Source organism: Streptomyces sp. NPDC001634 (assembly GCF_040298185.1).
Taxonomy (GTDB): Bacteria; Actinomycetota; Actinomycetes; order Streptomycetales; family Streptomycetaceae; genus Streptomyces.
The window spans coordinates 1-11294 of sequence record NZ_JBEOZU010000157.1; the positions used below are offsets into that span (position 1 = coordinate 1).

Consider the following 11294-nt stretch of genomic DNA (forward strand, 5'->3'; position numbering starts at 1 on the left):
CACGGGGTCGTGCCGGTCGCCGGGCAGGCCGGCGCGGACGCGACGCAGCTGGCGTACGGCGTGGCGGGCGACGCGCAGCCGTTCGCGGGCGAGGTGGCCGGCCAGGTCCCGCCGTTCGCCGCGGGTGTCGCCGGGAGTGCGACGCAGCTGGCGTACGGCGTCGGGGACGAGGTGCAGCCGTTCGCGTACGGCGTGGCCGGGGCGGTGCAGCCGGTCGTGCAGACGGTGAACGACACCGTCCAGCCCGTCGTGCACGGCGTGGCGGACAGCACCACGGATCTGGCGTACGGCGTGGCGGGCGATGTGCAGCCGTTCGCGGGCGGGGTCACGGGCGAGCTCGACCCGTTCGTGCAGGGAGTCACGGGGCAGGTCGCGCCCTTCGCCGGGGACCTCACCGGGACCGTCCGGTCGGCCGGCGGCTCGCTGGCCGGCCACGCGGTGACCGGCGTCCACGGGGTCGCCGAGTCCGCCGCCCCGGGATACCTGCAGCCCAGCCACTACAGCACGTACTCGATCTGACCCACTGACGCCGTACGGCACGCGCCCGGCGGCGCCGCCGTACGGCATCCGACCGACTCCGCGGGGACCTTGGGCCTCGGACAGCCGAAAGCCGTCGGCCCGTCCGGCCGAACCCCCGCGGATGGGGCCGGGTGATCCTCATTGGGGTGGGGATCACCCGCCTCGAGCCTCCGGGGCCGTCCGTTTGTGCCCTTCAGGGGCTGTTCAAGGGACCTCACCGGGTCAACCCCAGCCCGGTGAGGTCCTTCCCCCGCGGCACGCCGTGCCAGAGAGCACGGCATCATGTGACAGGTATCACCGCTCAGGTGTGACCCGCGATTTAGAGACCCTCCGCAAGCGGGGATAACCTGCGAGACGGACATGCCGCGCGCTCGGACACCGTGTGCGCTCCCCTTGTGACACAGCGGACGTCACGTTGCCCTTCGCGGCACGCCCACGCATCCAACGAACCGCGAGATCACTGATAGGGACGGAAGCGCGTGGACCTGTTCGAGTACCAGGCGAGGGACCTCTTCGCCAAGCACGATGTACCGGTGCTGGCCGGTGAAGTCATCGACACGCCTGAGGCGGCGCGCGAGATCACCGAGCGTCTGGGCGGCAAGTCCGTCGTCAAGGCGCAGGTGAAGGTCGGTGGTCGCGGCAAGGCCGGTGGCGTGAAGCTGGCCGCCACGCCGGACGAGGCGGTGGCCCGTGCGACGGACATCCTCGGCATGGACATCAAGGGCCACACGGTCCACAAGGTCATGATCGCCGAGACCGCGCCGGAGATCCTCGAGGAGTACTACGTCTCCTTCCTCCTCGACCGTGCGAACCGCACCTTCCTCTCCATCGCCTCCGTCGAGGGCGGCGTGGAGATCGAGGAGGTCGCGGCCACCCGCCCCGAGGCCGTCGCCCAGACCCCGATCAACCCCATCGACGGTGTGGACGAGGCCAAGGCCCGCGAGATCGTCGCGGCCGCCAAGTTCCCGGCCGAGGTCGCCGACAAGGTCGCGAACGTCCTGGTCAAGCTGTGGGACACCTTCATCAAGGAGGACGCCCTCCTCGTCGAGGTGAACCCGCTGGCCAAGGTCGCCTCCGGTGAGGTCATCGCCCTCGACGGCAAGGTCTCCCTGGACGACAACGCCGAGTTCCGTCACCCCGACTTCGAGGAGCTCCACGACAAGGCCGCCGCCAACCCGCTCGAGGCGGCCGCCAAGGAGAAGAACCTCAACTACGTCAAGCTCGACGGCGAGGTCGGCATCATCGGCAACGGCGCGGGTCTGGTCATGTCGACCCTGGACGTCGTCGCCTACGCCGGTGAGGCCCACAAGGGCGTCAAGCCCGCCAACTTCCTCGACATCGGCGGTGGCGCCTCCGCCGAGGTGATGGCGAACGGCCTGGAGATCATCCTCGGCGACCCGGACGTCAAGTCCGTCTTCGTCAACGTCTTCGGCGGCATCACTGCGTGCGACGCGGTCGCCAACGGCATCGTGCAGGCCCTGGAGCTCCTCGAGTCCAAGGGCGAAGAGGTCACCAAGCCGCTGGTCGTGCGTCTCGACGGCAACAACGCCGAGCTGGGTCGTCAGATCCTGGACGACCGCAACCACCCGCTCGTGCAGCGCGTGGACACCATGGACGGCGCGGCCGACAAGGCCGCCGAGCTGGCTGCTGCCGCGAAGTAAGGGACGAGGTCAAAGACAACCATGGCTATCTTCCTCACCAAGGAATCCAAGGTCATCGTCCAGGGCATGACCGGCTCCGAGGGCCAGAAGCACACCAAGCGCATGCTGGCCTCCGGCACGAACATCGTCGGTGGTGTGAACCCGCGCAAGGCGGGCCAGGTCGTCGACTTCGACGGCACGGAGATCCCGGTATTCGGCTCGGTGGCCGAGGCCATCGAGAAGACCGGCGCCGACGTCACGGTCATCTTCGTCCCGGAGAAGTTCACCAAGGACGCGGTCGTCGAGGCCATCGACGCCGAGATCCCGCTCGCGGTCGTCATCACCGAGGGCATTGCGGTCCACGACACCGCCTCCTTCTGGGCGTACGCCGGCAAGAAGGGCAACAAGACCCGCATCATCGGCCCGAACTGCCCCGGCCTGATCACCCCGGGTCAGTCGAACGCCGGCATCATCCCGGCCGACATCACCAAGCCGGGCCGCATCGGTCTGGTCTCGAAGTCCGGCACGCTGACGTACCAGATGATGTACGAGCTGCGTGACATCGGCTTCTCGACCTGCGTCGGCATCGGCGGTGACCCGATCATCGGCACCACGCACATCGACGCGCTGAAGGCCTTCCAGGACGACCCCGACACCGACCTGATCGTCATGATCGGTGAGATCGGCGGCGACGCCGAGGAGCGGGCCGCGGCCTTCATCAAGGAGAACGTGACCAAGCCGGTCGTCGGCTACGTCGCGGGCTTCACCGCGCCCGAGGGCAAGACCATGGGTCACGCGGGTGCCATCGTCTCCGGTTCGTCGGGCACCGCCCAGGCGAAGAAGGAGGCGCTGGAGGCCGCCGGCGTCAAGGTCGGCAAGACGCCGACCGAGACCGCGAAGCTCGCGCGTGCCATTCTCGGCAACTAAATACAGCCTCGCCGGCTGACTGCTTCCCGACTGATCGTCTGGTGGGCCCGTACCCCGGGTGGGGCGGGCCCCCTGGCGTTTCCGGGGGCCGGACTCAGTGTGCCTCCGGGGCCAGTCTTTCCGGGCCGCTGTGGGCCCCCGACCTGAGCTTGGCGCGGAGTTCCTGCTGTTCGTCGGAGAGCGGGCCATAGGCGCCCCGTACCGGGATGTCCTGGATCGCCGTTCCGCGGGCCACCGGTTGTTCGTAGTGGTCCGAGGCCACGTGCAGGGTCACGGTGGTCAGCCCGATGATCGTGGTCGTCAGGGTGAGCGCCGAACGGGTCCAGACGCGGTTGCGGCGTTCGCCGGAGGCCCGGACCGAGGGCGGCCTGGCGGCGCGGAGGCGTTCCGACGAGGCCAGTTCGGCCAGTCCGTGGCGGAGCGCCTGTGGATCCGCCAGCTCCGGGACGAGCGCGGCGACCGCCTCGCGGGCGTGCAGCAGCCGGTGGGCCGCTGCCGGTGTGCTCGCCTCGGTCTCGGCCGCGGTCTCCGGCAGATCGAGGCCGACGCCGTCGTAGAGCAGGAGCGTGCGCCGCTGGACCGGCGGCAGCTTCAGGAGCGCGTTCATCAGCGCGCGGTGCGAGGGGTCCGCGGGCGGCGGCTCGGGGTGCCGGTGGCGCGGGCGGAAACGGTGCCAGGGCGAGAGCGCGTAGTCGTACGTCGCCACCCGCACCCATCCCCCCGGATCCCGGTCCACGGCCACCTCGGGCCAGCGCTGCCACGCCAGTTGGAAAGCCTGTTCGACCGCCTCGCGGGCCAGTGCGGGCCGGCCGGTGAGGAGATACGCCTGCCGTACGAGGGCGGGGGCGCAGAACTCGTACAGGGAGTCAAAGGCCTGATGCGGGGTCAGGGGTGCTATGGCCTCCGTGGTACGGGCAGCCCTCCGCGCAGAAAAGTACATAAAAGTATATTGAGCGACACATCGGAGCTTCGCCTGTTACGCCGGGAAAGCGTGTGACGTTGGGAGCATGGCGGTCGTGACCCGATGGACCGACCGCCGAACTCCGTTGTCGCCCCTGCGTACCCGGTTGCGCGACCGGTCGCCCGGACTGGGCGCCGCCCTCCTGGGGGGCGCCGTCGCCGCGGTGCTGGGGCTCGGCTCGCTCGCCCTGCTCGTGATGGTGCCCTGGATCAGCTCGCCGTACCCGGACAGCGGACCCGGCGGCGCGCTGCGCCTGGCCGCCGCGCTGTGGCTGCTGGCGCACGGTGTCGAACTCGTCCGCACCGAGACGCTCTCCGGCGTGCCCGCGCCCGTCGGCGTGACACCGCTCCTGCTGGCCGTGCTGCCGGTGTGGCTGCTGCACCGTGCGGCACGCGACGCGACGGACGGGGAGGGCGGCGAGGGCGGGGACGCCGCGCCGGCCGACGCGCCGCTCGTCCCCGCGCATACGGCGTGGTGCGGTGTGGTCGCGGGGTATCTCGGGGTGGGCGCGGTGGCCGCGTGGTACGCCTCGGACGGGATGCTGCGGCCGTCATGGACGTGGACCGCGGTGTGCCTGCCGCTGGTCGCCGTCCTGTCGGCGGGGATGGGCGTGTGGACGGCGTACGGGCGCCCCGGTTGGCGCCTGCCGCGATCTGTGCGCCGGGCGCTGGAGTCGCTGCCCGCGGGCGTGCGGAGGGTGGTGACTGCCGGGGGGCCCGATGCCGAAGGGCGGGCACGGCTGTGGGTCCCGGTACGGGCCGCCGGGGCCGGGGCGGCCGTCCTCGTGGGCGGGGGCGCGCTGCTCGTGGGTGCGTCACTGGTGTGGCACGGCGGCGCGGCGCGGGCGTCGTTCCTCCAGCTCGCAGAGGGCTGGTCGGGGCGGTGCGCGGTGCTGCTGCTGGCGGTGGCGCTGGTGCCGAACGCGGCCGTGTGGGGGGCGGCGTACGGGCTCGGGCCCGGATTCGCGCTGGGCGTGGGGCATATGACCGGCCCGGTGTCGGCGGCCCGGCCCCCGGCGCTTCTGCCGCCGTTTCCGCTGCTGGCGGCGGTGCCCAGGGCCGGGGCCACGCCGGTGTGCTGGACGGTGGGGCTGGTGCCGGTGGCGGCGGGCGCGACGGTGGGGTGGTTCGTGGCGAAGGCGGCGTGCCGTGACCGGGAGCGGGGGCGGGACGCGGTGTGGCCGATGGGGCGGACGGCCGGGGCGGTCGTACTGGCCGGGATGGTGTGCGGGGTGCTGCTCGGGGGGCTCGCGGAGGCGGCGGGCGGGCCGCTCGGGGTGACGGTGCTGGCCCGGTTCGGGCCGGTGGGGTGGCAGGTGGGCGCCGCGGCGGCCGGCTGGACGGTGGGGGTCGGGGTGCCGGTGGGGGTGGCGGTACGTGCGTGGCGGCTGCGGGGGCGAGCAGGGGAGAGGCGCGAGAACCGCGAGGGGGAGCGGCGTGGAGGGTGGCTGCTGTGGCCGTGGCGGGGCCGGGAGCCGCGCCCGGCGGCGCCCGCGACTCCGGTCCCGGTCCAGATCCCCGTTCCGGCACCGGCGGTTCCGGAACCGGCCGGAGCTCGGACCCTTGCCTCGATCGCCGACGGGCGACCGGAGCCGGAGAGGGAGTGGGAGGACCCCGACCTCAAGCCGTACGAGGTGCTGCCGGCCGAACCGGATCCGTTCCTGTCGGCCGAGCCGGATCCGCTCCTGGCGGCCGGGATGGACCCGTTCGTGCCGACCGAGGTGGACTCGACGTGGCACGACGAGGCGTCGCGGGAGGCCCGGTGGGCGGCCCTGCGGAAGGTGTCCCCACCGGAGCCTGATGAGTGAAGCCACCGGAGCCGGACGAGTGAGGAGTCAGCCCGGCGGATTGCGCAGCCGGAGCCGCGCGGCTACCCGCACCGCGTCACTCCCGTGTCCCCAGCACCCCCCGCAGATCCTTCGGCAGCAGGTCGTTGCAGGACTGCTTGGCCGCCGTCGTCAGGGAGTCGTTCAGGCAGGTGTAGTAGTCGCGGTAGACCAGCTGGGCCGTGAACGTGGCCGCCACCATCGCGATCGCCAGGGACGCCGTGACCAGACCGCTGATCGCTGCCGTCGTCTGCGGGCGGGCCGCGGGGGCCGGGGTGTTCGGGTCGGGGGTGCGGGGCTTGGCGCGGAGCGCGCTCGCGCCCCAGTACAGCGCCAGCGCACCCAGCAGCAGGGCCACGTACGGCCAGCTGAAGAGGGCGAAGAAGAAGGCCCACATGCCGGCCAGCAGCGCGTAGCGCGCACGGCGCTGGGCCGGGTCCGTGGGGTCCCAGCGCAGGCCCGCGCCGGAGCCGCCGGATTCCTCAGGACCGTTCCGTCCGCCGGGACCGCCGGGACCGCCGGGTGCGCCGGGACGTTCGCCGAAGCGGCCGCCCGTCGAGGGGCCCGGCTGCCGGTCGCTCCACTGGCTGCCCCATGGGGAGTGCCCGTCTTCGCCGGAGCCCTCCCGGCCCTCTCCCCGTCCGTCCTCGCCCTGGCCGGGCGCCGGGTGCCGCGGTTGCCAGGGCCGGTCCGGGGTCCCCTCCGGCGGCGGTGCGAAGGGGTTGTCGTCCATGGGCGCCTTCGGGCCCCGCCCACCGCTTGCGGAGTCACCGTCACGCCCGCCGCCCGTGGAATCCCCGCCGGCGGAGTCACCCCCGCTCCGGGGTCCTTCCTCGCTCTCCCGCGGCGGCACGGGCGAAGGGCGCCGCTCGCGCAGCAGCAGCGGAGGGAGTCGGAGACTGCGGTCCGGCATCAGGTGTGCGTCTTCCCCTTGGTGGTTCTGGCGGGCGGCATGTTCACGGAGCTCGCCGCGAGGCAGGCACGCCCCGGGCAGGCGTACCTCCCGACAACGTCCCACGCAGGCACGGCGTTCCCCGCGTCGAACCGCTTCCCGGGCGGCTCCTCCCCCAGACGCTACCTTCCGGCCACGCCCCCGTCCCGTGGGGGCCGTCCTGTGTGCCGGTATCGTTGCTGACGGTCGGCCGCTTCGTAGACTTCCCCGTATTCGGGGGCGTGAAGCATTCGTACGACCATACAAACGCTCTCCCGAGCGACCGCACGAACGCTCCCCCCGAGAAAGGGCCCCGCCGTGGCCGAGTCCGTGGCCGAGACCGTCACCGAGTCCGCGGCCAAGCGCCTGGTCGTCCTGGTCTCCGGGTCCGGCACCAACCTGCAGGCGCTCCTCGACGCGATCGCCGAGACCTCGGCCGCCGCCTACGGGGCCGAGGTCGTCGCCGTCGGCGCCGACCGCGACGGCATCGAGGGCCTCGCCCGCGCCGAGCGCGCCGGGCTGCCCACCTTCGTCTGCCGGGTCAAGGACTACGAGAGCCGGGAGGCATGGGACGCGGCCCTCACCGAGGCCGTCGCCGCCCACGAGCCCGATCTCGTGATCTCCGCCGGGTTCATGAAAATCGTGGGCAAGGAGTTCCTCGCGCGGTACGGCGGGCGGTTCATCAACACCCACCCCGCTCTCCTGCCCAGTTTTCCCGGAGCCCACGGTGTGCGCGACGCGCTCGCGTACGGCGCCAAGGTCACCGGTTGCACCGTCCACTTCGTCGACGACGGCGTCGACACCGGACCGATCATCGCTCAGGGCGTGGTGGAGGTCCGGGACGAGGACGACGAGAGCGCTCTGCACGAGCGCATCAAGGAAGTCGAGCGAAGGCTGCTCGTCGAGGTCGTGGGGCGGATCGCCCGCAACGGCTATCGCATTGAGGGACGAAAGGTAGTTATCCAGTGACCGCCGAGAGCAACAAGCGGGCCATCCGTCGCGCGCTCGTCAGCGTCTACGACAAGACCGGTCTCGAGGAGCTCGCCCGTGGCCTCCACGAGGCCGGCGTCGAACTCGTCTCCACCGGGTCCACGGCCGCGAAGATCGCCGCCGCGGGCCTTCCCGTCACCAGGGTCGAGGAGCTCACCGGCTTCCCCGAGTGCCTGGACGGCCGGGTCAAGACGCTGCACCCGAAGGTCCACGCCGGCATCCTCGCCGACCTCCGCCTGGAGGACCACCAGCGGCAGCTGGCCGAGCTCGGCGTCGAGCCGTTCGACCTCGTCGTCGTCAACCTCTACCCGTTCCGCGAGACGGTCGCCTCCGGAGCCTCCCCCGACGAGTGCGTCGAGCAGATCGACATCGGCGGTCCCTCCATGGTCCGGGCCGCCGCCAAGAACCACCCCTCCGTGGCCGTGGTGACCAGCCCGCAGCGGTACGCCGACGTCCTGGCCGCGGTCCGCGACGGCGGTTTCGACCTCAACACCCGCAAGCGGCTCGCCGCGGAGGCGTTCCAGCACACGGCCGCGTACGACGTCGCCGTCGCCTCCTGGTTCGCGTCCTCGTACGCCCCGGTCGACGACTCTGCCTTCCCGGACTTCCTGGGCGCCACCTACGAGCGCAAGAACACCCTGCGCTACGGCGAGAACCCGCACCAGCCCGCCGCCCTCTACGTCGGCGGCGGCCCGGCCGGCGGACTCGCCGAGGCCGAGCAGCTGCACGGCAAGGAGATGTCGTACAACAACTACACGGACACGGACGCCGCGCGCCGTGCCGCGTACGACCACGACGAGCCCTGCGTCGCGATCATCAAGCACGCCAACCCCTGCGGTATCGCGATCGGCGCGGACGTCGCCGAGGCGCACCGCAAGGCGCACGCCTGCGACCCGGTCTCCGCGTACGGCGGTGTCATCGCTGTCAACCGGCCGGTGAGCCGGGAGATGGCCGAGCAGGTCGCCGACATCTTCACCGAGGTCATCGTCGCGCCCGACTACGAGGAGGGCGCGCTGGAGGCCCTCGCCAAGAAGAAGAACATCCGGGTGCTGAGGGCCCCGAACGGCCCGTGCAACCGGGTGGAGGCCAAGCACATCGACGGCGGTGTCCTCCTCCAGGCCACCGACCGCCTCCAGGCCGACGGCGACGACCCGGCCAACTGGACCCTGGCGACGGGCGAGGGGCTCGGTCCCGGCGAGCTGCGGGAGCTGGCCTTCGCCTGGAAGGCCTGCCGTGCCGTCAAGTCCAACGCCATCCTGCTCGCCAAGGACGGCGCCTCGGTCGGCGTCGGCATGGGTCAGGTCAACCGCGTCGACTCCTGCAGGCTCGCCGTCGAGCGGGCGGGCGAGGAGCGGGCCCGGGGCTCGTACGCCGCCTCGGACGCCTTCTTCCCCTTCCCCGACGGCCCGGAGATCCTCATCGCCGCGGGCGTCAGGGCCATCGTCCAGCCCGGCGGTTCGATCCGTGACGAGCAGGTCGTGGAGGCCGCGCAGAAGGCTGGCGTGACCATGTACTTCACGGGCACGCGCCACTTCTTCCACTGAACCCGTTGAGCCCATGGAACACCAGGGCCGTGTCCCCCCTCGTAGGGGTGGGACACGGCCCTTGGCGTGCTCGGTTCGCTTTCAGTTCGAGCGGATCACGATCGACGAGCAGACCTTGTCGGCGAACGTCTGCCTCTTGGCGTCCCACGCCGGCCACAGCCAGCCCAGGTAGCACGCAAGGCTGTCCAGGAAGTGCGCGATGCGGCGGACGAAGGCCATGCCGACGCCGAGCGGCTGTCCGTCGCTCTCCCGCACCAGGCGGATGCCGAGCGCCTTCTTGCCGATGGTCTGGCCGGTGCGGCCCTCCATGATCAGCTGCCAGATCGCGATGCCGATGATGGCGAGCCCGCCGACCAGCATCAGCGCGGGCACCTTCCGGCCGAGGATGACCAGGACGTAGGGGACGAGGAAGACCAGCCCGTCCACCAGCGTGCCCAGGAAACGCTGGCCCCAGTTCGCGTACGACGGCTGGGCGCCGTAGCCCTGCTGCGGGTAGCCGTAGCCCGACTGGTCCTGCTGCGGGTAGCCGTAGCCCTGCTGCGGGATGCCTCCCGGCGCCTGCGGGTAGCCGTAGCCGGGCTGCTGGCCGGGCTGACCGCCCTGCTGGGGGTACTGCGGCTGTCCGTACGGGTTGTTGGGCGAGCCGAAACTCATGGCTGACTTCCTCCGTTGCAATGGCGGGGACGACGCGGATTGCGCGGAGGAACGTCATGAAACGAGCGGCTTGCCCCCCAACACTGACCGCGACAGTGCGCAGTTCATCGTTCTAGCGTGGGTGAATTTTGTCCAGCCGGTTGATTCCAGTGTTGTGCAGCCGCAATCTGTGGAAACTCCGCGGCCGGGACCGTGCCGCCGCAACCGCCGCCGTAGGAGACGGGCCGATTGGAACCGGGCCCCGGTCATCCGGGAGGATGGGGGCCATGACCGCCCAGATTCTCGATGGCAAGGCCACCGCAGCCGCGATCAAGTCCGATCTGACCGTCCGCGTGGCGGCGCTGAAGGAGAGGGGCGTCACGCCCGGCCTCGGCACGATCCTGGTCGGGGACGACCCCGGCAGCCGGAAGTACGTCGCGGGCAAGCACCGCGACTGCGCGGAGGTCGGCATTGCGTCGATCCAGCGTGAACTGCCCGCGACGGCCACCCAGGAGGAGATCGAGGCGGTCGTCCGCGAGCTGAACGAGGACCCGGCCTGCACCGGTTACATCGTGCAGCTGCCGCTGCCCAAGGGCATCGACGAGAACCGGATCCTGGAGCTGATGGACCCGGACAAGGACGCGGACGGCCTGCACCCGATGAACCTCGGCCGCCTCGTCCTGAACGAGCCGGCGCCGCTGCCCTGCACCCCGAACGGTGTGCTCACCCTGCTGCGCCGCTACGGAGTGGAGATCAAGGGCGCCGAGGTCGTCGTCGTCGGCCGGGGCGTGACCATCGGCCGCCCGATGCCGCTGCTGCTGACGCGGCGCAGCGAGAACGCCACGGTCACCCAGTGTCACACCGGCACCCGCGACCTCTCGGCACACCTCAGGCGGGCCGACATCATCGTCGCCGCGGCGGGCTCCGCGCACCTGATCCGGCCCGAGGACGTGAAGCCGGGCGCCGCCGTCCTCGACGTCGGTGTCTCGCGCAACGCCGAGGGCAAGATCGTGGGCGACGTCCACCCCGACGTGGCCGAGGTGGCCGGCTGGATCTCCCCGAACCCGGGCGGTGTGGGCCCGATGACCCGAGCCCAGCTGCTGGTCAACGTGGTCGAGGCGGCGGAGCGCAGTGTCGGCTGAGGACAGGCCCGAGGGCACCCGGGACAAGGGCCGCTCCGCACAGCGGGCCACCGAACCGCGCGCGGCCCGGCCGCAGGGCGTGCAGCCGACACGGGCGGGGCGCCCGCAGGGCTCCGGCAGCAGGCCGGCCGCGAAGCAGGGCACCGCTGCCGAGCCGGCCGAGCCGGGGGCGGGTGCCGTGC

Annotated in this window: 10 protein-coding genes and 1 pseudogene; 8 read left to right on the forward strand and 3 right to left on the reverse strand. The window is 71.9% G+C overall.

Translation table 11 applies throughout. From position 1 onward, the window contains the following. The 3 genes and pseudogenes from ABT186_RS45880 to sucD form a co-directional block, all read left to right on the forward strand. Positions 1 to 519, forward strand: a pseudogene (locus tag ABT186_RS45880) (hypothetical protein); the annotation flags it as partial. A gap of 479 nt (positions 520 to 998) precedes the next feature. Further along, positions 999 to 2180, forward strand: a complete 1182-nt coding sequence (sucC, locus tag ABT186_RS45885) for an ADP-forming succinate--CoA ligase subunit beta (protein WP_351225931.1) — start codon at positions 999 to 1001, stop codon at positions 2178 to 2180. A 21-nt stretch (positions 2181 to 2201) separates the two neighbouring features. Beyond that, the gene (gene sucD, locus ABT186_RS45890) at positions 2202 to 3086 is read left to right on the forward strand and encodes a succinate--CoA ligase subunit alpha (RefSeq protein WP_351225929.1); all 885 of its coding nucleotides are present in this window, start codon (positions 2202 to 2204) and stop codon (positions 3084 to 3086) included. Positions 3087 to 3180: 94 nt separating this feature from the next. Here the strand turns inward: sucD and ABT186_RS45895 are convergent, their stop codons facing one another. Then, on the reverse strand, positions 3181 to 4026 hold the full coding sequence (locus ABT186_RS45895; protein WP_351225927.1) for a sigma factor-like helix-turn-helix DNA-binding protein: 846 nt from the start codon (positions 4024 to 4026) through the stop codon (positions 3181 to 3183). A gap of 67 nt (positions 4027 to 4093) precedes the next feature. Between ABT186_RS45895 and ABT186_RS45900 the strand changes: the two genes are divergently transcribed. After that, on the forward strand, positions 4094 to 5854 hold the full coding sequence (locus ABT186_RS45900; protein WP_351930361.1) for a cell division protein PerM: 1761 nt from the start codon (positions 4094 to 4096) through the stop codon (positions 5852 to 5854). Positions 5855 to 5930: 76 nt separating this feature from the next. Here the strand turns inward: ABT186_RS45900 and ABT186_RS45905 are convergent, their stop codons facing one another. Beyond that, the gene (locus ABT186_RS45905) at positions 5931 to 6785 is read right to left on the reverse strand and encodes a hypothetical protein (RefSeq protein WP_351930363.1); all 855 of its coding nucleotides are present in this window, start codon (positions 6783 to 6785) and stop codon (positions 5931 to 5933) included. 336 nt (positions 6786 to 7121) lie between these two features. Between ABT186_RS45905 and purN the strand changes: the two genes are divergently transcribed. Together purN and purH are read left to right on the forward strand one after the other, a co-directional pair. Beyond that, positions 7122 to 7772 carry a phosphoribosylglycinamide formyltransferase gene (gene purN / locus ABT186_RS45910; RefSeq protein ID WP_351225921.1) on the forward strand — a complete coding sequence of 217 codons (651 nt, stop codon included), beginning with the start codon at positions 7122 to 7124 and terminating at the stop codon, positions 7770 to 7772. Then, a complete protein-coding gene (gene purH, locus ABT186_RS45915; RefSeq protein WP_351930365.1) occupies positions 7769 to 9337 on the forward strand; it encodes a bifunctional phosphoribosylaminoimidazolecarboxamide formyltransferase/IMP cyclohydrolase in 1569 nt (522 codons plus the stop codon). The genes purN and purH overlap by 4 nt, the downstream gene beginning before the upstream one ends. An 81-nt stretch (positions 9338 to 9418) precedes the next feature. Here purH and ABT186_RS45920 read toward each other — a convergent pair whose 3' ends face one another. Further along, positions 9419 to 9991, reverse strand: a complete 573-nt coding sequence (locus ABT186_RS45920) for an RDD family protein (RefSeq protein ID WP_351225917.1) — start codon at positions 9989 to 9991, stop codon at positions 9419 to 9421. 266 nt (positions 9992 to 10257) lie between these two features. On the opposite strand from ABT186_RS45920, the gene ABT186_RS45925 reads away from it, so the two are divergent. Both ABT186_RS45925 and ABT186_RS45930 read left to right on the forward strand, forming a co-directional pair. Continuing rightward, positions 10258 to 11112, forward strand: coding sequence for a bifunctional methylenetetrahydrofolate dehydrogenase/methenyltetrahydrofolate cyclohydrolase (locus tag ABT186_RS45925; protein WP_351225915.1), 855 nt, complete (start codon positions 10258 to 10260; stop codon positions 11110 to 11112). Further along, positions 11102 to 11294 (forward strand): hypothetical protein (locus ABT186_RS45930; RefSeq protein WP_351930367.1); only part of this gene is annotated, 193 nt, incomplete at its 3' end. The genes ABT186_RS45925 and ABT186_RS45930, both read left to right, overlap by 11 nt.

Coding starts and splice junctions, on each gene's coding strand:
- sucD (WP_351225929.1), top strand. CDS start 2,202: ATGGCTATCTTCCTCACCAAGGAATCCAAGGTCATCGTCCAGGGCATG.
- ABT186_RS45895 (WP_351225927.1), bottom strand. CDS start 4,026: ATGTACTTTTCTGCGCGGAGGGCTGCCCGTACCACGGAGGCCATAGCA.
- ABT186_RS45900 (WP_351930361.1), top strand. CDS start 4,094: ATGGCGGTCGTGACCCGATGGACCGACCGCCGAACTCCGTTGTCGCCC.
- ABT186_RS45905 (WP_351930363.1), bottom strand. CDS start 6,785: ATGCCGGACCGCAGTCTCCGACTCCCTCCGCTGCTGCTGCGCGAGCGG.
- ABT186_RS45920 (WP_351225917.1), bottom strand. CDS start 9,991: ATGAGTTTCGGCTCGCCCAACAACCCGTACGGACAGCCGCAGTACCCC.
- ABT186_RS45925 (WP_351225915.1), top strand. CDS start 10,258: ATGACCGCCCAGATTCTCGATGGCAAGGCCACCGCAGCCGCGATCAAG.